The sequence below is a fragment of the Mucilaginibacter sp. genome (genome assembly GCF_965200995.1).
Taxonomy (GTDB): Bacteria; Bacteroidota; Bacteroidia; order Sphingobacteriales; family Sphingobacteriaceae; genus Mucilaginibacter.
On record NZ_OZ241743.1, the window covers coordinates 2,360,787 to 2,386,412 of the forward strand.

The 25,626-nt window shown below is 46.3% G+C and carries 28 protein-coding genes; 14 read left to right on the forward strand and 14 right to left on the reverse strand.

Features of this window, described 5'->3' with window-relative positions:
• Positions 1–3: 3 nt before the first annotated feature.
• On the forward strand, positions 4–1,626 hold the full coding sequence (locus ACY652_RS11085; protein WP_462264438.1) for a gliding motility protein RemB: 1,623 nt from the start codon (positions 4–6) through the stop codon (positions 1,624–1,626).
• A 111-nt stretch (positions 1,627–1,737) separates the two neighbouring features.
• Here ACY652_RS11085 and ACY652_RS11090 read toward each other — a convergent pair whose 3' ends face one another.
• Both ACY652_RS11090 and dxs read right to left on the reverse strand, forming a co-directional pair.
• Positions 1,738–2,091: a hypothetical protein gene (locus tag ACY652_RS11090; protein WP_462264439.1), complete on the reverse strand. Its 354-nt coding sequence runs from the start codon at positions 2,089–2,091 to the stop codon at positions 1,738–1,740.
• A gap of 334 nt (positions 2,092–2,425) precedes the next feature.
• The gene (dxs, locus tag ACY652_RS11095; protein ID WP_462264440.1) at positions 2,426–4,354 is read right to left on the reverse strand and encodes a 1-deoxy-D-xylulose-5-phosphate synthase; all 1,929 of its coding nucleotides are present in this window, start codon (positions 4,352–4,354) and stop codon (positions 2,426–2,428) included.
• Positions 4,355–4,577: 223 nt separating this feature from the next.
• On the opposite strand from dxs, the gene ACY652_RS11100 reads away from it, so the two are divergent.
• The 5 genes from ACY652_RS11100 (at position 4,578) to ACY652_RS11120 (ending at position 8,286) form a co-directional block, all read left to right on the forward strand.
• Positions 4,578–5,456, forward strand: a complete 879-nt coding sequence (locus ACY652_RS11100) for a cell division protein FtsX (RefSeq protein ID WP_462264441.1) — start codon at positions 4,578–4,580, stop codon at positions 5,454–5,456.
• A gap of 5 nt (positions 5,457–5,461) precedes the next feature.
• Positions 5,462–5,740 carry a DUF3098 domain-containing protein gene (locus ACY652_RS11105; RefSeq protein WP_462264442.1) on the forward strand — a complete coding sequence of 93 codons (279 nt, stop codon included), beginning with the start codon at positions 5,462–5,464 and terminating at the stop codon, positions 5,738–5,740.
• Positions 5,737–6,534, forward strand: coding sequence for an undecaprenyl-diphosphate phosphatase (locus ACY652_RS11110; RefSeq protein ID WP_462264443.1), 798 nt, complete (start codon positions 5,737–5,739; stop codon positions 6,532–6,534). The genes ACY652_RS11105 and ACY652_RS11110 overlap by 4 nt, the downstream gene beginning before the upstream one ends.
• Before the next feature lie 66 nt (positions 6,535–6,600).
• The gene (gene truB / locus ACY652_RS11115; protein WP_462264444.1) at positions 6,601–7,317 is read left to right on the forward strand and encodes a tRNA pseudouridine(55) synthase TruB; all 717 of its coding nucleotides are present in this window, start codon (positions 6,601–6,603) and stop codon (positions 7,315–7,317) included.
• A gap of 39 nt (positions 7,318–7,356) precedes the next feature.
• On the forward strand, positions 7,357–8,286 hold the full coding sequence (locus ACY652_RS11120; protein ID WP_462264445.1) for a bifunctional riboflavin kinase/FAD synthetase: 930 nt from the start codon (positions 7,357–7,359) through the stop codon (positions 8,284–8,286).
• A 433-nt stretch (positions 8,287–8,719) separates the two neighbouring features.
• On the opposite strand, the gene ACY652_RS11125 is transcribed toward ACY652_RS11120, so the two are convergent.
• From ACY652_RS11125 to ACY652_RS11140, 4 genes are all read right to left on the reverse strand, one after another.
• Positions 8,720–10,822, reverse strand: coding sequence for a TonB-dependent receptor (locus tag ACY652_RS11125; RefSeq protein ID WP_462264446.1), 2,103 nt, complete (start codon positions 10,820–10,822; stop codon positions 8,720–8,722).
• Between the two features lie 33 nt (positions 10,823–10,855).
• A complete protein-coding gene (locus ACY652_RS11130) occupies positions 10,856–12,190 on the reverse strand; it encodes a PQQ-dependent sugar dehydrogenase (protein ID WP_462264447.1) in 1,335 nt (444 codons plus the stop codon).
• A gap of 80 nt (positions 12,191–12,270) precedes the next feature.
• A complete protein-coding gene (locus ACY652_RS11135) occupies positions 12,271–13,503 on the reverse strand; it encodes an outer membrane beta-barrel protein (RefSeq protein WP_462264448.1) in 1,233 nt (410 codons plus the stop codon).
• 88 nt (positions 13,504–13,591) lie between these two features.
• Positions 13,592–14,119 (reverse strand): NADPH-dependent FMN reductase, encoded by a 528-nt coding sequence (locus ACY652_RS11140; RefSeq protein WP_462264449.1) that lies wholly within the window; start codon positions 14,117–14,119, stop codon positions 13,592–13,594.
• A 151-nt stretch (positions 14,120–14,270) separates the two neighbouring features.
• Here ACY652_RS11140 and ACY652_RS11145 point away from each other — a divergent pair, with 151 nt between their 5' ends.
• From ACY652_RS11145 to ACY652_RS11175, 7 genes are read left to right on the forward strand one after another with little or no spacing between them, the layout of a single operon-like run.
• On the forward strand, positions 14,271–15,074 hold the full coding sequence (locus ACY652_RS11145) for a ParA family protein (RefSeq protein ID WP_462264450.1): 804 nt from the start codon (positions 14,271–14,273) through the stop codon (positions 15,072–15,074).
• A gap of 8 nt (positions 15,075–15,082) precedes the next feature.
• On the forward strand, positions 15,083–15,997 hold the full coding sequence (locus ACY652_RS11150; RefSeq protein WP_462264451.1) for a ParB/RepB/Spo0J family partition protein: 915 nt from the start codon (positions 15,083–15,085) through the stop codon (positions 15,995–15,997).
• Positions 15,998–16,001: 4 nt separating this feature from the next.
• Positions 16,002–16,664 carry a DUF5683 domain-containing protein gene (locus ACY652_RS11155; protein ID WP_462264452.1) on the forward strand — a complete coding sequence of 221 codons (663 nt, stop codon included), beginning with the start codon at positions 16,002–16,004 and terminating at the stop codon, positions 16,662–16,664.
• On the forward strand, positions 16,661–17,428 hold the full coding sequence (gene dapB, locus ACY652_RS11160) for a 4-hydroxy-tetrahydrodipicolinate reductase (RefSeq protein WP_462264453.1): 768 nt from the start codon (positions 16,661–16,663) through the stop codon (positions 17,426–17,428). Before ACY652_RS11155 ends, dapB begins: the two co-directional genes overlap by 4 nt.
• Positions 17,429–17,436: 8 nt before the next feature.
• The gene (lepB, locus tag ACY652_RS11165; RefSeq protein ID WP_462264454.1) at positions 17,437–18,585 is read left to right on the forward strand and encodes a signal peptidase I; all 1,149 of its coding nucleotides are present in this window, start codon (positions 17,437–17,439) and stop codon (positions 18,583–18,585) included.
• 52 nt (positions 18,586–18,637) lie between these two features.
• Positions 18,638–18,835 (forward strand): DUF433 domain-containing protein, encoded by a 198-nt coding sequence (locus tag ACY652_RS11170; protein WP_462268246.1) that lies wholly within the window; start codon positions 18,638–18,640, stop codon positions 18,833–18,835.
• Positions 18,832–19,092, forward strand: coding sequence for a DUF5615 family PIN-like protein (locus ACY652_RS11175; RefSeq protein WP_462264455.1), 261 nt, complete (start codon positions 18,832–18,834; stop codon positions 19,090–19,092). The genes ACY652_RS11170 and ACY652_RS11175 overlap by 4 nt, the downstream gene beginning before the upstream one ends.
• A gap of 75 nt (positions 19,093–19,167) precedes the next feature.
• Here the strand turns inward: ACY652_RS11175 and ACY652_RS11180 are convergent, their stop codons facing one another.
• The 5 genes from ACY652_RS11180 to ACY652_RS11200 all read right to left on the reverse strand — a co-directional run bounded on the left by ACY652_RS11180 (position 19,168) and on the right by ACY652_RS11200 (position 23,029).
• Positions 19,168–20,244: an Ldh family oxidoreductase gene (locus ACY652_RS11180; protein ID WP_462264456.1), complete on the reverse strand. Its 1,077-nt coding sequence runs from the start codon at positions 20,242–20,244 to the stop codon at positions 19,168–19,170.
• Between the two features lie 304 nt (positions 20,245–20,548).
• A complete protein-coding gene (locus ACY652_RS11185) occupies positions 20,549–21,334 on the reverse strand; it encodes a hypothetical protein (RefSeq protein ID WP_462264457.1) in 786 nt (261 codons plus the stop codon).
• 125 nt (positions 21,335–21,459) lie between these two features.
• A complete protein-coding gene (locus ACY652_RS11190; protein WP_462264458.1) occupies positions 21,460–21,774 on the reverse strand; it encodes a low molecular weight protein tyrosine phosphatase family protein in 315 nt (104 codons plus the stop codon).
• Positions 21,774–22,313 carry a DinB family protein gene (locus tag ACY652_RS11195; RefSeq protein WP_462264459.1) on the reverse strand — a complete coding sequence of 180 codons (540 nt, stop codon included), beginning with the start codon at positions 22,311–22,313 and terminating at the stop codon, positions 21,774–21,776. Before ACY652_RS11195 ends, ACY652_RS11190 begins: the two co-directional genes overlap by 1 nt.
• Positions 22,310–23,029 (reverse strand): YjjG family noncanonical pyrimidine nucleotidase, encoded by a 720-nt coding sequence (locus ACY652_RS11200; protein ID WP_462264460.1) that lies wholly within the window; start codon positions 23,027–23,029, stop codon positions 22,310–22,312. Before ACY652_RS11200 ends, ACY652_RS11195 begins: the two co-directional genes overlap by 4 nt.
• Positions 23,030–23,095: 66 nt before the next feature.
• On the opposite strand from ACY652_RS11200, the gene ACY652_RS11205 reads away from it, so the two are divergent.
• Positions 23,096–23,395: a hypothetical protein gene (locus ACY652_RS11205; RefSeq protein WP_462264461.1), complete on the forward strand. Its 300-nt coding sequence runs from the start codon at positions 23,096–23,098 to the stop codon at positions 23,393–23,395.
• A 194-nt stretch (positions 23,396–23,589) separates the two neighbouring features.
• On the opposite strand, the gene ACY652_RS11210 is transcribed toward ACY652_RS11205, so the two are convergent.
• The 3 genes from ACY652_RS11210 to ACY652_RS11220 all read right to left on the reverse strand — a co-directional run bounded on the left by ACY652_RS11210 (position 23,590) and on the right by ACY652_RS11220 (position 25,528).
• Positions 23,590–23,727, reverse strand: a complete 138-nt coding sequence (locus tag ACY652_RS11210) for a hypothetical protein (RefSeq protein ID WP_462264462.1) — start codon at positions 23,725–23,727, stop codon at positions 23,590–23,592.
• Between the two features lie 114 nt (positions 23,728–23,841).
• Positions 23,842–24,408, reverse strand: a complete 567-nt coding sequence (locus tag ACY652_RS11215) for a hypothetical protein (RefSeq protein ID WP_462264463.1) — start codon at positions 24,406–24,408, stop codon at positions 23,842–23,844.
• A gap of 214 nt (positions 24,409–24,622) precedes the next feature.
• Positions 24,623–25,528, reverse strand: coding sequence for a PDDEXK family nuclease (locus ACY652_RS11220; RefSeq protein WP_462264464.1), 906 nt, complete (start codon positions 25,526–25,528; stop codon positions 24,623–24,625).
• Between the last annotated feature and the right edge of the window lie 98 nt (positions 25,529–25,626).

Consider the following 25,626-nt stretch of genomic DNA (forward strand, 5'->3'; position numbering starts at 1 on the left):
TCTATGAAAAGAATTTACCTCGTTTTAGTCATCATTTTTGCATTAGCCGGTAACGGTTATGCACAGGCTATTTATCAGCCATATTCATACCAGTTCTACCAAAAGCTGAACAGCGATCTGTATTCCACTGATACAAGGCTGCATACTTCTCTCAAGCCGTTTTTTATAGATGACAGTGCGCTGGTAGACCATTATACCAGGTTGATGAATATGGGGGTAGACAGCACCCGCCGCCGTGGCTGGATACACCGTAAATTGTTTCAGGAGCATTTGGTAGATGTGCGCAAAGATGATTATACTTTTTTTGTGGATTACCTTCCTGATCTTACAGTAGGCCGGGATTTTTCAGGTCATCGCAATACCTGGCTTAATACCAGGGGATACCAGGTTGGCGGAACCATTGGTAAAAAATTCTATTTTTATTCCAGCGGGTTTGAAAATCAGGGCGTGTTTCCCGAATATTATTCCACTTATGTAAACCAAACCGGCATTGTAAGCGGCCAGGCGTATGACCGTAAATTTGGCCGGCAAAGCACAAAGGATTGGTCTTATGTTACGGCTTTACTATCATATACACCAGTAAAGTACATAAACATTGCGTTGGGTAATGATAAGAACTTTATAGGGGATGGCTACCGGTCTATCTTATTGTCTGACTTTTCAGCGCCGATGCCTTTTCTTAAGGTTACTGCTACGTTAGGCAATGTAAGATATATGGCGATGTGGTCATATATGAATGATCCGCGTGCCACGCAGCCTTCTTATCAGTATGGTAACCGCCGTAAATGGGGTGTATTCCATTACCTGGACTGGAACGTGAGCAACCGGGTATCATTAGGTTTCTTTGATAACGTAATCTGGGCAGACATGGATGACCAGTATCATAAGCGGGGCTTTGACTTCGCCTACCTCAATCCATTACAGTTCTTGCGCCCGGTTGAAGCTACTGACGGGTCGCCTGATAATGCTTTGATCGGATTTACCGGTAAGTACAAAATTACCAATGGTATAACAGCTTATGGCCAGTTTGGGTTAGATGAATTTGAAGCCAAAAACTTTTTTTCCAGCAATGGCAGCAGCCGCAATAAATACTCCTATCAAATTGGTTTCCGTGGTGCCGATCTGTTTAAGGTAAAAACCCTTAATTACCTTATCGAATACAACGGAGCTAAACCTTATACCTACCAGGAGCAAACTATAATTAACAACTACTCTAACAACGGCGAGCCGCTGGCACATCCCTTTGGCGCTAACTTCAGGGAGGTGGTAGGGTTGTTAAATTATTCTTACAAACGCTTTGATTTCAGCGGCGAGTTAGACTATGGCCATTACGGGTTAGATCAGGAAAACCGCAATTTTGGTAAGGATATATTTCAGTTGTACACACAACCTGCAAAGGGCTTTGGTAACTACATTGGACAGGGGTTAACCACCAATATGGTATTTGTTGAAGGTAAGGTAGCTTACCTGCTTAATCCTAAGTATAATTTACGTATTGAATTGGGCGGAATAATACGTAACGAAAAGAACGCTGCCTTTAACGATAAGACAGCAATGCTGACCATTGGCCTGCGCAGTTCGTTCCGTAATCTGTATAATGACCTGGCCAGTTACAAGAGCCATTAGTAGCCACATTAATATTTCAAAACAAAAACGGCGCCTGCAGGCGCCGTTTTTGTTTTGAAAGTACAAGCGATAAAATAATTCATTGTGTAACGGAGCGTGATTGGATTTTTATCACTCCCTGTGCGTGATAACCATGTTGCCGCTGCCAAACCGGCTGATTTCTATAACCGGGCTATGCTGCGAGGGAACGTGATGCGGGCAAAATAAGATTACCTTATTTTCATAACCAGTATGCACCTCTGCACCCCAGGCGGTCAACCCCGATTCTGTTAGCTTCAATCCTTTCGGCGCATGGTCATGATAATGAAACATCAGTTGTTCAGCAAAATAATCAGGCGCGTAAAACCGCAGTTTGTGGCAGGTAACATTAAACCGCATGTAGCGGCTCACCATCTGTTGCATCAGGCTGATTACTTCATCAACCATATGCTTATCAAAAACTTTATCTCCCTGCACTAAGCTCATTTCAGCATATAGGTATGTTTGATTGGCTTAAATAAAGATTTGCCAATGCGCTGTTAATTAATTAGTTGTAATCGTAAGACTTGGTTTACTTACAGTGGATTAATCGGTTGCAATAAAAAGTTCAGTTTGATAGTCCTGGTTCCCCAAAGTTCATATCCGAATTTGATATAGCTTATTAATGAATTTAATAGCTATGTATACGGCAGGCAGAAAATAAAGTTATAACTTCTGAAACAAAGAAGCTGGAAATGAGTGTTCAAAAAAATAGCAACCCATATAAGCAGGTTGCCTGAATAATAAATGATGCCATTGGCAAAGAGCAAGCCGGTTGCGGTTAAGAAGCAATAATATGTTTTTGCTTAACCATACCCATTTGCTGCACCGCAGCGGTAATACCATTAGCATCAAAACCGCATTCGGCCCATAACTCGGGTTGTTCGCCATGCTCAATAATGTGGTCGGGTATGCCTAAGCGCATCACCTCCGCATTGTACTTATGGTCAGCCATCCATTCCAGTACTGCCGAACCCATACCACCCTGCAGGCAACCATCTTCAACGGTAATTACTTTGGTGTAATTAGTGAAAACTTCATGTAATAAGGCAGCATCTAATGGCTTTGCAAAGCGTAAGTCGTAATGAGCCGGATAGTAACCTTGCTGGTTCAGCAGGCCTACTGCCTTTACTGCTTCATTGCCTATGGCACCAATAGTTAATATAGCTATTTCCTCACCGTCGGTTATCTTGCGGCCTTTGCCTACCGGTATAGCTTTAAAGGGCCGCTGCCAGTCAATCATAACGCCATTACCGCGCGGATAGCGGATAGCAAAAGGCCCCATACCCGGTAACTGGGCAGTATACATTAAATTGCGTAACTCTTCCTCATTCATCGGTGCTGAAACCGTCATGTTAGGAATGCAGCGCATATAAGCCAGATCATAAGCACCATGGTGAGTAGCGCCATCGGCACCGGCAAAGCCGGCGCGGTCAAGGCAAAACACTACATTCAGGTTCTGTATAGCTACATCATGTATCACCTGGTCATAGGCCCGCTGCATAAAGCTGGAGTAGATGTTACAGAAAGGGATCAATCCCTGAGTGGCCAACCCGGCAGAAAAGGTAACGGCATGTTGCTCGGCAATACCTACATCAAACGCGCGGTTAGGCATAGCCTTCATCATCAAATTAAGTGAACAGCCGGAGGGCATGGCAGGCGTAATGCCCATAATTTGGGGATTCTGCTCCGCCAGTTCAATTATGCTCAGGCCAAATACATCCTGATACTTGGGCGGTTGTGGCTTGTCGTAAACTACTTTTTTAATCTCGCCGGTAATCTTATCGAATAAACCGGGAGCGTGCCATTTGGTTTGATCTTTTTCGGCCAGTGCATAGCCTTTCCCTTTTACGGTAATGCAGTGCAGCAGCTTTGGACCAGGTATATCGCGCAGGTCGCGCAGTACTTTAGCCAGGTGCTTTACATCATGCCCGTCAATGGGGCCAAAGTACCTGAATTTTAGTGCTTCAAAAAAATTACTTTGTTTAAGCAGCGTACCTTTAATGCTTTTTTCTATTTTCTTGGCAATCTTAAATGCATCAGGGCCAACGGCTGAGAGTTTGTTCAGCACATAGGCAATATCATCACGAAAGCGGTTGTATGATTTTGAGGTGGTAATATCGGTCAGGTACTCCTTCAGCGCCCCCACGTTGGGGTCGATAGCCATGTTGTTATCATTAAGTACCACCAGCAGGTTCGAGTTTTCGATACCGGCATGGTTAAGGGCTTCGAAAGCCATCCCTGCCGTCATGGCGCCGTCGCCTATTACCGCTACATGCTGCCGGTCATCCTCGCCTTTATAATGTGAGGCTACGGCCATACCCAAAGCAGCAGAGATAGAGGTAGACGAATGGCCTACGCCAAACGTATCAAAAATGCTTTCGCCGCGTTTAGGGAAACCGCTCAGTCCGTTCAGGATGCGGTTGGTATGAAACTCGTCGCGCCGGCCGGTTAATATTTTGTGGCCGTAAGCCTGATGGCCTACATCCCACACCAGCTGATCGTAAGGGGTGTTTAAAACGTAATGCAAGGCAACTGTAAGCTCTACCACGCCCAGGCTTGCGCCGAAATGCCCCCCGTTAACCGATACTACATCAATAATGTATTGACGCAGTTCGCGGCAAACTTCTTCCAGCTGAGCTTCACTCAACTGCTTCAGATCAGCAGGCGAATTAATGCGCTGCAACAGGGTGCCGGCAGGTACTTGCATACGTTATATTAGAATGGGTTGAATGAATATTCAACTTACAAAGTAAGTAAATTTTGTTGACATAAAGATGGACAAGCCGGAGCTGTAATTTGTTTTGACACCTGTTATTGCGTACCAATGCAAAAGTTAATTTCTGTTAAAACAGCCACAAGGCTGCCAATAAAGATGTTTTTAATTTTACCTTTAAACCGCGTTTGCTATTTTCGCACTTCATTAGTTACTTATGGAAGAATTTGAAGCAAGTACCGCGGCCAAAAAAACAAAAACCATTTACATTTCTACGGTATTTGGTATTGCTATGGTACTGCTGATGCTGGGCTTATTGGGGCTGATACTGGTACACGCCAATAACCTGTCGCGCTATATTAAAGAAAACATGGTGGTAAACGTATTTGTGGATGAAAGCGCCCGCGAAACCGATGTGCTGCAGTTGCAAAAGCAGTTAGACTCCAATCCCTATGTAAAGCAAAGCCAGTATGTAAGCAAGGAACTGGCCGCCCGCAATCTGCAAAAAGATCTGGGTGAGGATTTTGTGCGTTTTTTGGGCGTTAATCCGTTGTCGCAATCCATTGATGTATATATTAAGGCTGATTATGCCAATAATACTGACTTAAGCAAGTTTAGTGCACAATTGCTGAAAAATCCGCTGGTAAAGGAGGTGAAATATCAGCAATCACTGGTAGAGATGATGAATAAGAACATCGGTTCTATCAGCCTTATTATTTTGGTATTTGCAGGGATATTTGCCATAGTTTCCATTGCACTGATCAATAACACCATCAGGCTGGCTATATTCTCGCAGCGATTTCTGATCAAATCCATGCAACTGGTAGGCGCTACCAAAGGGTTTATCCGCAAGCCGTTCCTGTTGTACGGCATCTGGCACGGTTTGCTTGGAGCGCTTATTGCCATCGTTATCCTGATGGGTACATTGTATTTTGCCACTCGCCAGATACCTGATTTGGTAGTGCTGCAAAATTACACCGAGTTTGGCATTGTATTTTTGCTGGTGGTAGGCTTAGGCATATTTATTTCTGCTTTTAGTACATGGCTGGCTGTAAACCGCTTCTTACGTTTAAAAATTTACGATTTATACCGATAAAACTTATGGCACAACAATTTAATAAGCCTGCCCGGCCTGTAATACCCCCCCGCATGGCCAAGCCCTTAGCCGAGCCACAGCAGCCGGTGAGCTTTGTGTTTAACAAAGCTAATTATCAGCTGCTGGCCGCTAGCATTATAGTGGTAGCCCTGGGTTTCATGTTAATGAGCGGTAACACCGACATTTATAGCAATACCAAAATTGTACTGGCGCCTGTTGTAGTGCTTGCCGGTTTTGCGCTGGGCTTTTATGCTATACTAAAAAAGCCTGCTGCCAAAATATGAGTTTGTTTCATGTAATTATACTGGCCATCATTGAGGGGCTTACTGAGTTTTTACCGGTATCATCAACCGGGCACATGGTAGTGGCCAGCGCCATGATGGGCATTGGTAAAGATGAATTTGTAAAGCTGTTTGAGATCGTGATTCAACTGGGCGCCATTCTCTCAGTAGTGGTACTTTACTTTAAGCGCTTCTTTCGCTCGTTTGATTTTTATATCAAGCTGGTAATTGCTGTAATACCGGCTGTAATTGCCGGCTTGCTGTTCAAAAAGCATATTGACCAATTGCTGGAAAGCCCGTTAGTTGTAGCCTATTCCTTTGTAATTGGCGGGGTAATCCTGCTATTTGTAGATAAGTGGTTTAACCGCCCGGTGGTTAAGGAAGAAAAAGACATCAGCTACTTAACCGGCTTCAAAATCGGTATATTTCAGTGTTTAGCCATGATACCGGGTGTTTCGCGTTCGGCAGCCTCTATTGTTGGCGGTATGTCGCAAAAGCTGAGCCGTAAGGCTGCTGCCGAGTTTTCTTTCTTTTTGGCAGTGCCTACTATGTTTGGTGCTACGCTAAAGGATATGTATGATTTTTACAAGCACGGCAACATGCCTGCCGAAGAACTGCATCAGGATATTAAATACCTGATTATAGGGAGCATAATTGCTTTTATCGTAGCTTTACTGGCTATCCGTACATTTATCACCTTTTTAGAACGCAAGGGCTTCAGGCTGTTTGGGGTGTATCGCATTGTTGCCGGTTTGTTCATCATCGGGCTGTATTATACCGGGCACCTGGTGCTGTAAGCCATTTGCCTGAAAACACTTCAACAATAAAAGCTGTATCTTTACAGCTTTTATTGTTTTATCCCATTGAAGCGAAATTTTACTCCCGACGATTTTATACAAGGCGAACTGCTGCTGATTAATAAACCTTACCGCTGGACCAGTTTTGATATTGTAGGCAAGGTACGTAATGCCTTTAAGCCGCTTAAACTCAAAGTAGGCCACGCCGGCACACTCGACCCATTAGCTACCGGCCTGCTCATTGTGTGCACCGGTAAGCTCACCAAGCAGATTGATACTTTTCAGGCGCAGGAAAAGGAGTATACCGGTACCATTACCTTAGGGGCCACCACACCCTCGTATGACATGGAAACCGAGCCTGACCAGCAGTTTGACATTAGCCATATTACAGCGGAGCAGTTGCAGGAGGCCACAAAGCAGTTTGTGGGCGATATACAGCAGTTGCCTCCGCCGCATTCTGCTATCAAAATTAATGGTGAGCGCTTATATGAAAAAGCCCGCCGTGGCGAAGAAGTAGAGTTACGTTTTCGCAACGTAACCATCAGCGAATTTGAGTTAACTCGTATCGGGTTGCCCGAAGTTGACTTTAAGGCAGTATGCAGCAAAGGTACTTATATCCGCTCCCTGGCGCATGATTTTGGTAAGGCCGTGGGTAGCGGCGCTTACCTGTCGCGCCTGCGGCGTACACGCAGCGGCGATTTTAAGGTAGACGATGCCTGGGAGGTTATGGAACTGGTGGCGCTTATCCGCAGTTTAAAAGTTGAGCCTGAAATACAGAAATAAACTATTTTTGCGCTTTAAGGTTAGCCTTACATTCAATATATGAACATCTATCATCATCTGGATGAGTTTAAGCCGGTAAAGAATGCCGTAGTTACCATTGGTACTTTTGATGGTGTACACCTTGGGCACCGCAAGATTATTAATGACCTGAAGCAGCGGGCCGAAGCCACCGGCGGCGAAACGGTGCTGCTTACCTTCTTCCCGCACCCGAGGATGATTTTGCAGCCCGAAGATGAACATTTAAAGCTGATTAACACCATTAACGAACGGGCGGAGCTGTTGGAGCAGGCAGGTATCGATCACCTGATTATTACACCTTTCTCCCGCGATTTTTCTAACCAGCAGGCCGATGAATATATCCGTGAGGTACTGGTCAATAAAATTGGCGCTAAAACGCTGGTGATTGGTTACGATCACCGCTTTGGCAAAGACCGCCAGGGAGGATTAAATGAACTGCAGGCTGCTGCACCGGTATACGGTTTTACTGTTGACGAAATTACTGAGCAGGATATCAATGAGGTAGCCGTTAGTTCAACCCGTATCCGCAACGCCTTATTGAATGCAGAGGTTGAAACGGCCAATGCGTTTTTAGGGTATCCTTTTTTTATAACCGGCAAAGTGATACGCGGCGACCAGATTGGCCGGCAATTAGGTTATCCTACCGCCAACCTGCAGGTGCCAGAAAATTACAAACTCATCCCTGCCGATGGCATATTCGCAGTAACTGTCGAAATTAATACAAATAGCTATCAGGGTATGGCCTATATCGGCCACCGGCCTACCATTAATGGCATGACGCGCAATATTGAGGTTAATATCTTTGATTTTAACGAGGACATCTATAATCGGGTTGTACGCCTCAACTTTCATCACTTTGTGCGGCACGATGTGAAGTTTAACGGCCTGGAGGCCTTGAAGGAGCAGTTAGGGCAGGACAAAATTGACGTGCTTCGTTTGTTGAATCAATAAATAGAGATATCCTATCCCACCGGGAGGGCAGGGAGTTTTTTTACCTTGATAATTTCGTCCGGATTTAGCCAAAAATGCCTCATATCATCCATAATCAGCAATAAAGTGCTGATTATTGTCAATAAAGTGCGCATCATTGTCAATCGCCGTCAATAAAAAAAGGCCGTGAACAGGTATAATACTGAAAATGAGCGTTCTAAGTGTTCACGTTCACGGTGGTGTGAACACCGTGAACGCGCGTGAACACCCGTGAACGCTGACACATTGGTGTCAGTGGTTTTAATATCTCTTGCCTTAAACAATGTCGCCCTGAGGTACCCAAAGGGTGGGGTTACAGAGATGTTCATCTGTATGGCCTGTGCTGCCGTGCTTCGAGTGCCTCAGCCCGGCAATGGCAGTCCAGACTTTTTCAAACATTACAAATGTCTCTACCTTAAAACCGCACGCTCATACCGCCATAGAAGTTTCGCAAAGGGGCAGCATTAAAATAGCGGTTGCCGGTGGCGTTGAGGTCATTACCTAAGCTGTAATGTTCATTCAGCAGGTTATCGGCGCCGGCATAGAGTTCCAATATCATTTTAGCGGTAAGCTGATGCTGCCAGCCTGCTTTGGCCTGCAATAGGTGGTAAGCGGCTGCATAAATGCTATTGGCATCATTCAGCGGAATGCGTGAGGTGGCATTGTACTGTACAAAGGCATACAACTGCGCAGGCAGCAGCACCTGTGCACTGCTTACCGATACCTGCCGCGGCACCCCCGTAAGCCGGTTGCCTGAGTAGCTGACAGTAGTTACCTGATAATCCCTGAATTTAAAATTGCTTAATGTATAGCTTTCGTTCAGTTGCAGGCCACGCACGAAATGGGTTGGATTGCGTTTGATCACCCACCAGCTAAGGCTGGCTTCCAGTCCCGGCTGGCGGGTTCCGCCTGCGTTCAGGTAATACTCTGTATCGTTGGCGTTCAACCGGCGTACAATGGAATTTTGCAGCCGGTAGTAAAACACAGAGGCATCCAGTTGCAGGCTTTCATCGCGGCTGCGCAACCGGAAACCGGTTTCATAATTCCAGCCGCTTTCGGGTTGCAGCAGGGTATTTACTACATTGCTTGTGGGCCGCACTTCGGCTATGGCCGGCGGCGAATAGCCCCGGCTTACCGAAGCCCGCCAGATAAAGTTTTGGGTGATCTGGTAGGATAGTGCCAGCCGGGGCATCAGTTGCGGACTAAAGCTGCGGCGGGTAAAACCGGGCTGATTGAGCGGATAAATGTTCCTGAAATCAAAACGGTAGTAATTGAGGCTTAAGGCAGTTTCGAGATGCCACCGTTGGTAAACATCAGCACTATAGCGTACAAAAAAAAAGTGCTGATTAGCATTCACATCGTCCTTTGCCTGGGTGGTATCGCGTATACCCGCACGGTTGCCGTAATTGTTGATGTGTGCATTGGTTTGCTGCCACTCCAAACCAGCGTTGGCCGTCCACCTGAAGTTGCGCTGCTGGCTTTGGGTATAGGTAAAATAACTGCGCAGGCCGTAAGTACCCTCGTACCGCTGCTCATAATTGGTGATAAAGGGATTACTGAAATCAACATAAGAGCCATAAACGGCTGTGGTATTTTTGAGGCGGTCGGTTAGCTGCCAGTCGTTCACTGCGCCACCATAGGTTATTTGAGTGTTTACCTGTATCTGCTGCTGTATGGCGCCGGGTATGGCACCGGCAGGCTGGCGGGCAGCACGCGGGTTGGCTTCGAACTGGCTCAGGGTTAAGCCGCCAGGCGTTTGATATTTCAGATCGGAATACAGAGTAATAACACGCAACTGGTTTTTGGGTGAATACTGCCACCTGTCAATAGCCTGAAAGTAATTGCGCTGCATGTAACTGTGATCGCGGTAGCCATCATAGCTTTGATAAGCCTGACTGACGTTGACCGAATGTTTCTGCACCTGTTGCTGAACCATTGCGCTCTCATGCATTAAGCCGTAAGCGCCGGCATTGATGCCTGCAAGGGCATAATTCCCGGTATCCTGCCTGCTGATGGGTTGTAACAAAACCACCCCGCCGGAATTGGCCCCGAATAAGCTGCCATCCGGCCCTTTCAAAATCTCAATATGCCGGATGCTGTTAAAATCGAGTATATTCAGGTAAGTATTGCCGCCTGCATCCGTAAAGGGCAGATCATCCATGTATACCTTTACATTGCGGATACCAAAAGGCGAGCGCAATAAACTGCCGCGGATAGACAGGCGGTAGCTGCCCGGCGTACGCTCCTCCATACGCACACCGGGTACCGTATTTAATGCCGGAACCAGGGTGGATGGATTCTGCAGTTTCAACTGCTCTGCATTAATGATGCCTATCGAAGCAGGAACACTCAAAGCCGGCTGTTCCGACAGGTAAGCGCGTATGGTTACCGGTGGCAGTTGCGTTACCGTATCACGCCGGGTTGATTTATGTTGATTTTGAACTTGTGCATTTAAGCTGATGCTGATAAATAAGAAAAGGCACAGCAAGCCGTGCCTGATATAAGAATTACGATACATGCAGTTGCAATGATGATACAATATGTACTGCGGTTACCTGGAAGCACTTACGCGCCAGATGCTGTTGCCCGAGTCATCTGCCACCAGCAGGGCGCCATCTTTAGCCACCGCAATCATCACCGGGCGGCCATGCACTTCCTGTTTGGCGCTGTCGGCCATAAAGCCGGTTAAAAAGTCCTGTGGTTTACCGCTGGGTTTACCATTGGCAAAAGGCACAAACATCACTTTATAGCCCGATAATTTGGAGCGGTTCCAGGAGCCATGCTGGCCAATGTACGCGCCATCCTGATACGGTTTTGGAAAGGCCTGCTTATTGTAAAAGGCCAAACCTAATGAGGCGGTATGTGCGCCTAAAGCCACGTCAGGCACAATAGCTTTCTTAACCAGATCGGGGCGGAGTTTTAATTTTTTATCTTCGGCTATGCGCGGGTCTTCGTGCTGGCCCCAGTAGCTGTACGGCCAGCCGTAAAAGCCGCCCTGCTTTACACTGGTCAGGTAGTCGGGCACCAGTTCATCACCTAAACGGTCGCGCTCGTTTACAGCTGCCCAAAGCGTATTCGTGCCCGGATAAAAATCAATGCCTACCGGGTTGCGCATCCCGCTGCCGTAAACTTGTTCGCCTTTGCCGTTCAAATCTATTACCAGTACATTGGCGCGGCGTATTTCATTTTCCATGCCATGTTCGCCTGCATTACTGCCCGAACCTACGGTTACAAATATGCGTTTGCCATCAGGGCTGAGATGCAGGTTGCGGGTCCAGTGGTTATTGTAACCACCCGCGGGTAAATTAAGAATCGGTGTACCCGCTGTAGAGATTTTGGTTTGCCCGGTGGTGTAAGGGTAGCGCAGCAAACCGTTGGTGTTGGCTACATAAAAGTAATTACCCGCTACCAGCATCCCGAAAGGTTGGTTCAGGCCGGTTAAGAACACGGTTTTTACATCCGGTTGCCCATCGCCATTAGTATCACGCAGCAGAATAATATTGTTAGGGCTTTTGCCTACATTTTCAGAGTGGGCTGCACCGGTTATTTTGGCCCCCACATTCTTAATGCCCTTTTGCTCGGTGGTAGCCTGCGATACAAATACATCGCCGTTAGGCGCCACATAGATATTCCGTGGGTTATCCAATGCCCCGGCAAATTGGCTAACCGTAAAACCCGCTGGCGCTTTTGGCGTAACACCTTGCGGCCAGCCTACTACCTTTGCATAGTTGGTGGCAGATTTGGTAGCATAAGGCGCAGGCAGGTTTACCTGCTGGTTGCTGCTGTTGGTTACCTCATCAGCCCTGGCCGGGTCGGGCTTGTGCCGGGTGCAGGCGGCCTGTGCCAGTAAGGCAGTAAATATGGAGAAGTGTATATAAGCTTTCATAAGTTAAAGAATTGCAAATAGCTTATTTCTTTAACTTACGGTTACCTCATTTGTTTGCTGATCAACAGGCTGCTATATCCCTATTTACCGAATATATAGTTTACGCCTAATTGTATAGCGCCTACTTGTATACCATACAAATCGTTTCTTGTTAAGGTCGTCTTCGTAAGGTATTGAAAGTCGATATTGATATGTTCATTCAAAATAAAACCGGTTCTCAAGATGGCTGCTGTGTCATAATTTCCATAGATGAACAATAGTGTATTGCGCAGTGCATTGTCTTTAAAAGAATAAAAATTAAAGCCTATACCCGCCCCTGCGTAAAATTTGAAGTCTTTGGCATTATATATATTGTATGTTACCTGTGGTGTTAGCGAGTAGGTGAGTTGGTTGAAATCAACTGCATGTGGCTCAATGTCAGTTGTTGAATAGTAAGAATAGGCGGATTTATAATGTCCGGATGCAATAGAACCTTCTACCCTGAATGCTGTACGCTGGGTGTTCGGATTGACGAATAGTAAAACACCAACAGTTGCTTTAGGAAGCACCGAAGTATGCTGGCCACCTCCTAAATCTTTATAATGCCCAAAAGCATCATAGAATGAAACGTTAGCTCCCACCCCGGCATAAAGTTTGAAGGGCTTAGGTGCGTTTTTAGCGCGTTTTACAGGTTGGTTGCTGGCTCCGTTTAAGATATTTATAATCCTCAGAAGATAGTCTGCACGATAATCAGTATGTTCAATCTGGTTCTTTAACTGGTCTGTGGCTCTATTCTGGCTTTCGGCAATCAGGTAAAGCTGTTGCATGTAGCCATTGTCATACACAGTTGAGGTCATGGACGTAGTGGAGATGTATACGCGAAAAACCAGCTCTTTAGGCTCGGGCTGACCGGACTGCTGTATAAAATACCGGGTTTTTTTATAATCGGTATAACTGTAAAAATTAACTGCCGGCCCTGTGGCCAGTTGCTTTAAAAAAATATTAGCTATAGTGCTGGAAGTATCCTTTTCTCTGGTAAGGTGTTGAATATTGGTATCGTCCATGCTGATGCGGCCGCTATAGCTTTGATAATCCTCCAGATCATTCACCTTGAAAAAGCGAATATCTTGCGGAAAGTAACGTGCCGGCCTGGTAACGGAGGTTAGGGAGGTTTTAAAATTAACAGATTTTGGATTAGCCTCCCATTCCTGATAATCAATATAGCCTTTGACGGTATCGCCTTTTAAAGTAACAATAGCGCCGGGCTTGTAATTGCTTTGTGCAATGCAAAAAAACGGACAGCAAAGCATCAGCCATACGTAAAAGTGTTTCATGATAAGGATTGAATAGTGAAGTAATATTGCCTGCTAATATACTATCACTTTTAGGAACAAAAAATAAATCTTTACATAAGCCGGTTTTTTAAAAGCGGATAAATCTATCCATCTGCTCATCTGTAAATTTTACGGTGTCCGGCTCAAACAGGTTGCCTTCTGCATTCAGCTCTTTGCGTATGGAGGTAAGATGTATTTTCAACGGCATTACATGCAGGTTGAGATAATGGCATACTCCGGTAAAATGATCAATACCCCGGATGTTGCCGTACTTGCCCGAAGCTAAACCCACCAGCGCGGCCTTCTTATCATAAAAGCTGCCTGGAAAATCGCAGCAGTCTACAAACGCTTTCAGCACACCCGGAAAGCTGCCGTTATATTCAGGTATCACGAACAGAAACTTTTGTGTTCCGGTGATCAGCTGCTGTATGGGCGCAAAGGCTTCGCTGCGCTTTCCGTACAGGTCGGTTTGCAATAAGTTGGCAGGCAGATCAGTTAAACTAAACAGGTTAGCGGCAAGCCCTTTTTGTGCCAGTTGGCGCTGGTAATATTGTGCTACCTTAAGGGTGGAACTGCCTTCGCGGTTGGTGCCTGAAATAATGGTAACGCTGTGCATAGTGTGTATAAGTTAGCAAAAGCTGTGAATTACCCAATAGTTTTAATTCGTATCTTTAACGCGGTTAATACCACCGGCGAAAGTAGCTAATTTGTAATGGCTTTCTTTCATGGTTAAATCAAAGTGTTGTAACAAATCAGGAAACTAAAGAATGAGTAAGATAATTGCGTTGGCTAACCAAAAGGGCGGTGTAGGAAAAACAACCTCATCCATAAACCTGGCTGCAAGTTTAGCCGTGCTTGAATATAAAACCCTGCTGGTAGATGCCGACCCGCAGGCCAATTCCACCTCTGGTATCGGGTTCGATCCGCGTACCATCAAAAATAGTATTTACGAGTGCATCATCAACGAAATTGACCCCAGCGAGGCGATACAAAAAACAGAAACGCCAAATCTGGATCTGTTGCCTGCGCATATTGACCTGGTGGGCGCCGAAATAGAAATGATCAACCTTACCGACCGCGAATATAAAATGCGCAGCGTGCTGGGTAAGGTGAAGGATGATTATGATTTTGTCATCATTGATTGCTCCCCGTCATTGGGTTTAATTACCATTAATGCCCTTACGGCAGCCAATTCAGTAATCATACCGGTGCAATGCGAATATTTCGCTTTGGAGGGTTTAGGTAAATTATTGAATACCATCAAGATTGTGCAAAACCGCCTGAACCCGCAGCTGGATATTGAGGGTATACTGCTTACCATGTATGATGTGCGCCTGCGCCTTTCAAACCAGGTGGTAGAAGAGGTGCGTACCCATTTTGAAGACCTGGTGTTTGATACCATTATACAGCGCAATACCAGGTTAAGCGAGGCGCCAAGCTTTGGGGTATCGGTAATTATGCACGATGCCAACTGTAAGGGAGCCATAAATTACTTAAACCTGGCTCGTGAAATTGTGCGCAAGAATAACATGGTGCCGCAGAACAGCGAGCCTGATACCGTAACCGTTTAGCATTCCCGATGAGCGTAGAGAAGAAAAGAGGCTTAGGAAAGGGGTTAAGCGCCCTGCTGGATGATTCGGCCACGCTGATGCCATCGCCGAAAAACAATAACCATAACCAGGCCCAGGTAAGCGAAGCCGGTAACCTGGGATCGGTAAATGAGATCAGGATTGATGAAATTAAGGTGAACCCTTACCAGCCCCGTACCGATTTTGACGAGGATGCCCTGAAGGAACTGGCCGACTCCATTATGCTGCAAGGCCTGATACAACCCATTACGGTACGCCGGGTAGGTGCCCACAGCTATCAGTTAATATCGGGCGAGCGCCGTTTACGGGCTTCAAAGCTGGCTGGCCTGAAGCAGATACCTGCCTATGTGCGTACCGCTAATGACCAGCAGATGCTGGAAATGGCGCTGATTGAGAACATACAACGCGAGAACCTGAACGCCATAGAGGTTGCCCTCAGCTTTCAGCGGATGCTGGATGAGTGCAACCTGAAGCAGGAGCAATTGGGCGAGCGGGTGAGCAAGAACCGGTCTACAATTACCAATTACCTGCGGTTGCTGAAGCTGCCCCCTATGATACAGGCTTCCATACGCGATGGCAACATCAGTATGGGCCATGCCCGGGCGCTGATTACGGTGGATGACCCTACCATACAACTGCATTTACACCAGCTGATTCTGCAACAGGGGCTTTCGGTACGTAAAGTGGAGGAAATGGTGCGTAATTTACAGTCGGTTCCGCATAAAAAGCAAAATCAGCCGTTACCACAAGTATCGCATCATATCCGTAAAATTCAGGATGATCTGGCCTCCAAGTTCAGCACACAGGTAAAGCTGAAGGTGAACAACGAGGGGAAGGGCAGCATCGAGATTCCATTCCTGTCTGAAGATGACCTGAACCGGATATTAGAAATGCTGGACTGGTAACCTGATGTACAAACTGTTTTTTACCTTGATGGCTGCCCTGCTTTGCACGGCAGTTTTTGCACAACGCCCCGACACGGTTAAGATTAAAAACCAAACCGATCTGCAAAACCGGCGGCAAGATTCACTGACCTCGAAACCCTTTGTGCCTAAGGCCAAAACAGAAAAGGTATATCATCCCGATAGCACGCACTCGCCGCACACGGCAGTAATGCGCTCATTAAAAATACCCGGATGGGGGCAGGTGTATAATAAGCAGTGGTGGAAAGTGCCATTAATTTATGGCGGATTGGGCACTTTGGGTTATTTTACCGTGTCTAATTATAAACTGTACAAAGAATATTCACGCGAAGCTGTTGCCCGCCGCAATGGCGATACCTCGTATACCAACCACTCCAAATATCGTGCGGTAACCGGGGGTTACTCAGTTTTTGAAACCGCTGCCAACGGGCAGTCGCGTAACTATCAGCTATGTATATTAGGTCTGGCAGCCGTTTGGGGGGTAAATGTAATTGATGCTTATATTCAGGCTAAGTTTATCCATTCCTATTCTATGGATAATAATTTCAGTATTAAGGTAACACCTGCCGTGCTGGCGCAACCCCTGTTTGCATCTAATAATATTGCTACCTTTACCCCTACGTTAAAAGTTACCCTTACGCTGAAATGAAGATCGCATTGTTAGGCTATGGTAAAATGGGCAAAATTATTGAAGCCATTGCCCTGAGCCGCCGGCACGAAATTGTATTGAAAATTGACCGGGATAATGTGTATGAACTAACCACGGAAAATCTGCAAAAGGCAGATGCAGCCATTGAGTTTAGTACGCCTCATACCGCTTTGGCCAATATCAAACAATGCCACGAGGCAGGTATACCCGTAATTGCAGGTACCACCGGCTGGTATGAGCATTTGCCCGAAGTGCAGCAGTTATATGCTGATGGCAAAACCGCCCTGGTATACGGCACCAATTACAGCGTGGGCGTAAACATCTTTTTTCATGTAAACAAGCTGCTGGCTAAACTGATGAACAACTACCCGTACTATGACGTACAGGTGGAGGAAATTCATCATACCCAAAAGCTGGATTCGCCCAGCGGTACGGCCATTACCATTGCTGAGGGCATACTTGGTGGCATCAGCGCCAAACAGGGCTGGGTAAATGTGTTGAACACCGGTACCGAAGCTGATGAAACTGCACCCATCCCGGCAGAGCAGTTACTGATTGAGTCGCACCGCATAGAGAATGTACCGGGCACACATACTGTAATTTATGATTCAGATGTGGATAGCCTGGAATTTAAGCATACCGCCCACAACCGTAATGGTTTTGCTTTAGGTGCGGTGCTGGCTGCCGAATGGGTGATAGGAAAAAAAGGTTGCTTCCCGGTAACCGATATGTTTAATTTTAATACGATAAGCAAAGCTGAATAATAGCTGATATGAACTGGAAATTTTGGAACAAGCGGGGCGATACAGTGCCCAAAAAGAAGAAGAGTGCCGCACGTGAATGGACAGACGCCATTATTTTTGCTGTAGTGGCCGCTACGCTGATACGTACCCTGTTTATTGAGGCTTATACCATACCCACGCCCTCTATGGAGCGTTCGTTATTGGTGGGCGACTTTTTGTTTGTAAGTAAACTGAACTATGGGGCACGTATGCCTATTACGCCGGTGGCATTTCCTTTTGCGCACCATACCATGCCCATAACCGGCACCAAGGCCTATTGGGATGGTATTAAGCTGCCTTATTACCGCCTGCCCGGCCTGAGTGAGGTAAAGCGGGGTGATGTAGTGGTATTTAATTATCCGATGGATGCCGATACACCTTACCTGCGCCCGGTGGATAAGCGTGAAAATTATATTAAACGTTGCCAGGGCGGCCCCGGCGATACGCTTAGTCTGCGTGATGCACAGGTATACGTGAACGGCAAGGCTGCACCTAACGCGCCCGGCCAGCAGATTGATTATGAAATTGCAAATACTTCGCAGCAACCTTTAAATCCGCAGGTGCTGACAGATCTGGAAGCCTCGCAGTACGATCCGGGCCGTTACTCGGTGTACACCATGACCAAATCATCTGCACGGGCCTTGAGCCAGTACCCCGGTCTGCAGGTAAAACCATTGATCGCCCCCAAAGAAACCGCTGAAATGGGCGGACTGGTATTCCCCAACAGTAACCAGTATTATCATGGTAACTTTAGCAACAAGCGTTACGCCAACTGGAATGCCGATAATTATGGTACGCTTTTAATACCTAAAAAGGGCTGGACGGTAAAATTAGACAGCATTACCTTGCCCGTATATGAGCGGGCGATTACGGTTTACGAGGGCAATAAGCTGGAAAAGCGCGGTAATGAAGTTTACATAAACGGGCAAAAAACCAACCATTACACGTTTAAAATGAATTACTACTGGATGATGGGCGATAACCGCCATGATTCGGCCGATTCGCGTTATTGGGGATTTGTTCCCGAAGATCATATTGTAGGCAAGGCGCTATTTGTGTGGATGAGCTGGGATGATAACGCCTCCTTCCTGCATAAAATTCGCTGGAGCCGGTTATTCAGGGGCATACCGTCTTATTAAATTTGTATCTTAGTGAAAAGAAACTGCCAGGAAATATGCAAATTATATTGAGATTAATCCTGAAAAGCGCTTTGGAAAGCCGGTTTTAATAGGCACCCGTATCTCTGTATATGATGTATTGAGTTGGTTAGCTGAAGGTATGTCTTTCAACGAAATTATTGCTGATTTTCCGGAATTGAATGAGGATCAAATTAAAGCATGCCTTGCTTATGCAGCTGATAAAGAGCATAAATTGAAGATCGTTTCGTGAAGATTCTTCTCGATCAGAACATATCTTACAAGATTCCGGCATTGTTGTCAAATAACTTTCAGCATGTAGCCCAAGTAAGGCAGTTAGGCTTAGAAAATGCGGATGATAGGGAGATATGGCGTTACGCGCATCAGAATGAATTTATTATCGTAACTTTTGACAGCGACTTTATTGATTTAGTTCACCTCAAAGGGGCACCACCTAAAATTATCTGGCTCAAATTTGGAAACGTTTCAAATTTAAAAATTAGCAAATAAACTTATTTTGAATGCAGATGCTATAAAAGCATTTATGGATAACACTGCTCAAGATGCTGCCTTTCTAATCATAAGCTAACTCAACTTACTCAACCCAAACTTATCAGCCAACGCATTCAGATCATTCATCACCGCCTCTGCCAGCGGAATACCGTTAGCCCGGCGTTCCTGCTCGGCTTGTAATTCAGGTTCGCCGGGGATAATAACATGCTGATCAGCCTCTATCGTTCGGGCAGCTTTAAACCGCTCAATCCAGTTATCGATATGCGCCTTAAATTCTTCTGCCGGCCTGAAACCGTCTATCCGCATGGCACCTATAAAATGCCCGATTCCCTGGCCGGGTGCATTTGCAGCCGGGTCTAAAAAGGCCACGAAGGGCGGCACCCAGGGGCCGTAATTAGCGCCGGGCAGTACGCCGCTCAATAAATCCACTATGGCGGCCAAACCGAAACCTTTATGGCTGCCTTGTGCTGCGGTGCTTCCTAAAGGCAGCAAAGCCCCGCCACTTTTTAAAGCGTGCGGGTTGGTGGTACTATTGCCCTGCGCATCCTGCAGCCAGCCTTCGGGTACCTGTTGGCCGGCGCGTTGGGCAATCTCCAGTTTTCCATTAGCGGCGGCCGAGGTAGCCATATCTATAACCACAGGCGGGTATTTGCCGGCCGGGAACGCATAGCATACCGGGTTGGTGCCCAGCAAGCGTTCTGTAGAATAAGTGGGAGCCACTAAGGGGCTGGCGTTGGTCATGGCTATGCCGATCATATCCTGCTCAACAGCCAGCAGGGCATGATAGCCTGCAATACCGAAATGATTGGAGTTACGTACAGCCACCCAGCCTGAGCCGTACTGCCGGGCTTTTTGCATAGCCACCTGCATAGCATAGGGGGCCACTACCAAACCTAAGCCGGCATCGCCGTCTACAGTGGCCGTAGTTGGCGTTTCATGCGCAATGCGGATGTTGGGCCGGGTATTGATGCGTTGTTTCTCCCATAGCCGTACATAGCCAATCAGGCGGGCTACGCCGTGCGAATCAATACCCCGCAAATCGGCACGCAGCAATATATCGGCGGCCAGCAGCGCATGTTCGGCAGCGCAGCCCATAGCTAAGAAAACATCTTTTGTAAAGTTGCGGAGGGAGGTTTCAGTAACAAGCATCACCGCAAAAATAGGTATACTTTTTTCAGGGCAGCGTAATCATACATTGGCTTATTACTTGTGGTTTTTAAGGAACTGGTTCAAGATATAACTTACGTTATCATGCTGAGGCACTCGAAGCATGGTGCAGAAACGTTCATCAGTATGGCTTGTGCATTTATGCTTTTACAAGTGTTAGGAAAATAAAGCACTATTAGATATGAAAATTTATCTTTCTAAAACTTGTACCATGCTTCAAGTACCTCCGCTGACGCTGTTTTATTTATGCAATCATCACTTTTGAGCGCCTATTAAATATTCTAAATCAGAACCTGTAACCTATCCTTATCCTGAACTCAGGGAACCAGTATAACCCGCTTGGCGTAGCTGAAAGTTCGGCGGTGCCGAATATTTTTTTAATCTGCATATAGTAGCTGGCCGAAAGATAGACAGTTTGCAAAAGTTGGGTATCGCCGTCATATTCATTGTCTAACGGCCGGTTATAGCTGCCAAATGTACGCCCGGCAAAACCGCGAAAACCGTATTGATGATCCAGGTGATTATGGCTATGCCATATCACCTCGCTGGTGAGTCCTGCGGTAAAGAGGCGGGTATTGGTATAAGAATACACCTCATTACGGCCATACACTTGCTTACGGAACGCAGCATAATTGCCCAGTTCCTTACTGTAAACGGCCTCCAATCCTATAAACCTGAAATCGGCATTGCCAATCCTTTTATATAAATTTCCTGAGAAACGGGCTCCGGCACCATAAAAGCCGGCTGAAGTGAGGCGGTTTGGGTTATTGTAAGTATTTCCGGAATTGGTATTATCGGAATAACTGCCGCCAATGCTGCCTGCAAAACCAAATACACCATAAGCCAAGTTGGCACCCTTAAAAGTGTGCCCTGCTGATATATCGAGCGTTCCAAAGCCAACTGCATCATTTGCGCCATCGGCCCCCTGGCCAAAGCCTGCGCCGCCAGAAACATATACAGCGTTCCGGGAGCTGTCAAACGAGGCTGGTTTTGCCATATAGGATACATCGTTATTGAATAGTGCCGGTGCATAATAGCTGCGGGAGCAGGAAGCCAGCAGAAGCGTTGCCACTGTTAAAAGATAAAGTTGAAGTTTCATAAATTACAGGTAAGGTCAATGTCGAATATAGCAAAAAGACGTTAACTTGAATCCTTACCTGTGTAGCCGCAAAATTTTAAACGCCCCTGTAGTTGGGGTTACTGTAAATATTCTTGCAGCGCTGCCTGCAGCAGGGCAATCAGTTCCGGATCGTTAAACTGATAGTCGTCTTCAATGTCCAGCACAGTCACCGGCTTATGGAGTGCGAACCGTTGCTGTAGAAGTTGCCGGTGGCGGCGTTCCATTACAAATACCTCATCCGCCCAATCCAGCAGTTTCTGGCTTACTTTTATACGGGCCTTATCACTGGTGCCTGCCGAACGGGCCTGATGCAACTGCTGATTTTTAAACAAACCTTCGGCCGTAGGGCTACGCCACTGGTTTTTGCTGCAAATGAAAAGCAGGTGGGCCATTACTGCTTTAATCTCTTAAATTCCCTGTCAATCCTTTTCAGCTGTTTAAGATGGTGCCCGGTGTGGATGCGGATGAACCGGAGCCACTGGGCGGCGTTAAGATGCCCTAATGCCGGATGAGCGGTGGTACAATGCGGAGCGGCATCAGCCAATTGCGGCAACAACCCGGCAATCCGCTTGCGGCATTTGATGATCAGGTTACGGGCTTCTTCCTTATCAATCTTTTGAACAGGCATACGGGCGGCCACCGCTTCCGGAACCTTGTACCGGTTGAATGGCGGGAACATGCCCAGCCACAGTACCAGGCGACCCTTTAATGTGGGCTTTTTGCCGCTGGGCCGGCAGTTGCCCTGCATACACTTCTGCATGGCAATGGCCGAAGCCAGATCGGCCTGCATGATGTGGCTGTATACCTCAGCGTATGACCAGCCGCCTTTGGGCGGTGTTTGTGTAAATTGCTCATCTGCAATAATATCCAGCCGCCGGCGGTACTCATCCAGCGCAGCATCCAGCTTTTTCTTTTCGGCGGCAATGTTCATAACCGTAAAAGTAAATCTTTTAAAGCAGTAATCTGCACCGGCACATCAGCGGGCTGCGCCAGTCCGGTGGGGTTAAAATAAATGGCATCCATACCGAAAGCCAATGCACCGTATACATCGGCTTCCAGGCTATCGCCTATCATAAGGCTTTCGTGCTTTTGCGCACCCGCCAGTTGTAAGGCATGCTCAAATATGGCCGGGTCAGGCTTATTGATGCCTACTACTTCGCTGATAATGATATGGTTAAAGTATTGCGCTATATCAGTGTTGCTCACCTTTAAGGTTGTGGCCTCGCGAAAGCCGTTGGAGATGAGGTGCAGCGTATATCTTTCTTTCAGGTAAGCCAGTACCTTGTGTGCATCTGCAAAGAGGTTCAACTTGGTAGGGCAAATGCGCACATAATCATCCTCAAAGGCCAGCGGCATCAGTTCGGGGGCTATGCCCAGTTCCAGAAACGTATCCCGAAAGCGGCTTTCGCGCAGGGTTTGCTTGGTGATGATGCCCTTATGATATTCGGCCCAAAGGCGATGGTTATGACGGGTATAAGCGGCAATAAATTCTTTGGCCGAGCGCAGTCCCAGGTCTTCCAGCCTGTGTACGCTGTACAGTTCCAGCAGGGTTTCTTCGGCGTTGCGGTCAAAATCCCACAGGGTATGGTCGAGATCAAAAAAGAGGTGCCGGTAACGGCTGGCCGGGGGCGGGAGGGAAGAAGGCATGCGCAAAGGTAAGCAGGTAAACGGGGATCGGCAACAAGCAGGTGCCTGATGTGTTAATAAGGGAATATGAAACTGCAAAGTGAGGCCATAAGCCGGTATAAACAGTTGTTGAACGAGGTGCTGCCGGCCACATTTACCGCGCCCATCCGCTATAACCACTGCTTTAACCGGGCAGTGCTGGACTGGCTGTTTCAGGATGTGTGGTACCGCCATTTAGACCCATCAAAAACCGCCATCAGCCAGCTGAATGAGGAGCAGCTGCAGCAGATGACAAGCCGGATGGAGCAATGGCTGCAACAGCCCGGACTGCTTTTCGAAGACAACCAGCACTCGCTGGCATGGCGCAAAAAGGCCAAATCAGGTTGAAAGTTTCTGGCTATGCAGGTGTTCACGTTCACGCGTGCGTGAACACTCGTGAACGCTTGTGAACACCTCTTTTATGCAGTAAAATGATTGAATAATGTCGGAATGGTACGCATTGCAGCATCATAAAATGCCATAAAAAGCGATAAACCGCCAAAAAGTGCAGGTTATCGTTTGTAAGCCGCACCTGTTTCAGTTTAACGGGATGGTGGGTTTATGATGGCAGCTTCGGCCATATCCGGGTAGGTAAAAGGAGCCGCATCGTTGTGGTTCTTTTTGCAGGCCGTTAGTGCGAATACTGCGGCTGCCATAAGGGCGGGTAGTTGTTTTTGCATGTGGGGTTATGAATGGAAACCCCAAAGCAAGTGATTGGCTGTTAAGCGGGCATTATGCGGTTGTCAGGTTTAAAACACTCATAGTTAACCACATCGTTGTTAAGTACCATCTTATCAGTACCTCGGTTTAATGACGGACGAGCGGTTGCGGTAGGGCGAGAAATAATAGTAGGCCGACAGCCCGAAAAACGTAGCCGTTGTAGCGGAGTACCTGCCGCTGTAATAAAACTGCCCGAAGTTGGCATTGAGATGGACATGGCTGTTGGCGCTGTACTCGATACCCGAAGTAAGCTCCGTTAAGAAATTATTGCTGGCGCCAAATACATAACCGGCCCCGATGGTAAGCGTATTGGTAAAGCGCCCCTGCTGAAAGATATTGAGGTTGGGCCTGATCTCCACATAAATGGAGGTATCGCGCCCGTGGGTGGGCTCAAAGGTGGTTTTACCCAAGTCCAAACCCAAACTGAACACATCCCACTGCTTACCCAGCTCCAGCGAAAGGTTGGATTTGCCGCCCAGCGTACCCGCCGTATTGGTAAGCGCATAATACAGCTGCAGGTAAGTTTGCGGTTTGGTTTTCACGCTGTCGGTTTTGGTTTTGCCACTATCGGTTTGCGTTTGTGCCTGGGTGGCAAGCTGTAACAGCATTAATGCTACCAGTGTGAGGATTGATTTGCGCATGAACAATGATAATGATTGTTTGGGACAGGTGTATAAGCTCAGCAGAATATTGTGCTGCGTGTAAGTTTGTGGCGGTATACGGGAGTCATCGACTACATGCATACGGCTTCGAAGTTATAAACTTCGAAGAACTTGACGGAAAAGTCAGATATTAAAAAAGCCTCGAAGTAAATTCCGAGGCTTTTGTCCCAACTGCTATAAGATTACCTAAATTTTAAAATGGAAGTTCGTCATCTTCTTTATATTCTTTTTTATAACCTACAATCCACGCCTCTAAATACTGGGAAAAATCAATAGGTATAGTTCTTTCCAAAAGGTATATGAACTGTTCGCTTTTTGACCGATCATGTATCTGATAATCCATTTCATAATCTTTGGCGTTTTTTAAAACAGAATTTCCTTTTGAATTATAAAATGGATTAACTGAATGAATATATTCAAAACCCTTTTCTCGCTCATTATCATTTGCAAGTTTTAAAGCACCACAGTAAGTCCATACCGGACGACTAATATCTAAATCCTTTTCTATGTATAAACATTCAATAGAAGCAGGATAAATAATTTCATTTATAAATTTATTAATTTCTTGGCAGCATTCATTTGGAGTAAAGATTACTTGATCCTCTGAAAACCTGATAACGAACCAATGAGCTTTAGCATAATATCGTTCGTTATTTTCGTCTTTTCTTGTATATGGAAAATTGTCATCGCAATAATGTATAGGGGTATTATCAATTTGAGTATAATATTCATCTATTTCAATTGCTACATGTAGATTGTGTTTTGGTAAATAAAGTAAGAAATCAGGATACAACTGAAAATAATTGTAGTCAACCACAGGTAATGCAAGCCCCCAATATATGTACTCAGAAAAGTATTTACTCAAAAATCCGCTAAAATAACTTTCGCAATAGCCTCTATTCGGTTTCATCTCTGCTACGTTGGCTTTCTGCGTTAAGCATTTAGTAAAGGAGGTCATGTGGCATTTACGAGCAATGGGTTTATACTTAGAATTTAGTTTATTAAAAAGGTAATCCCATTCTTCCAATTGAGCTATTTTATATGTCGAAACTTCAATATTATATATGCTTTCTACTTCATAAGCAAATTTTAAGTTCATGTGCTTTGCTTTATTAATTAGAATTAAAAGTGTGATAAGCATAAGCACGACTATTAATAAGCATATTGATGTCGGCACTAAAGGCTCACGTGAATCGT